The sequence below is a fragment of the Mesorhizobium tamadayense genome, from assembly GCF_003863365.1.
GTDB lineage: Bacteria > Pseudomonadota > Alphaproteobacteria > Rhizobiales > Rhizobiaceae > Mesorhizobium > Mesorhizobium tamadayense.
Genome location: NZ_RQXT01000269.1, coordinates 1 through 349, shown reverse-complemented (window position 1 = coordinate 349; position 349 = coordinate 1). Strand labels below are relative to the sequence as shown.

Annotated in this window: 1 protein-coding gene; it reads right to left on the bottom strand. The window is 62.2% G+C overall.

The window, feature by feature from the left end; genetic code table 11:
- On the bottom strand, positions 1 to 349 hold a 349-nt coding region (locus tag EH240_RS37625), incomplete at both ends, for a diguanylate cyclase domain-containing protein (RefSeq protein ID WP_148101211.1).

The following is a 349-nucleotide window of genomic DNA, read 5'->3' as shown; positions in this document are numbered from 1 at the left end:
TACAGCGATGCCTATGCTGGTGCCGATGGTGACGCCGGCGGGCAGGTTGGCGCCTGTGTCGTTGAATGCGTCCAGGATGGCTTCAGCAGTGCGCGTCGCATAGGCGGCGCTCGGCAGACCGGGAACAATCACAGCGAACTCGTCGCCGCCCAAGCGCGCAACCATCTGCCCTGGCTTGAGGATGCTCCTGATCTTCTCGGCCACACACTGCAGCACGGCGTCTCCGACAAGATGGCCGAAGAGGTCGTTGATCTCCTTGAAGCGGTCGAGATCGAGGAAGAGGACGGCCAGGCGCTGCTCGGTGGCGAGATGTACCGTAAACTCGGCCTCCAGCTTTTCGTTGAAGCTC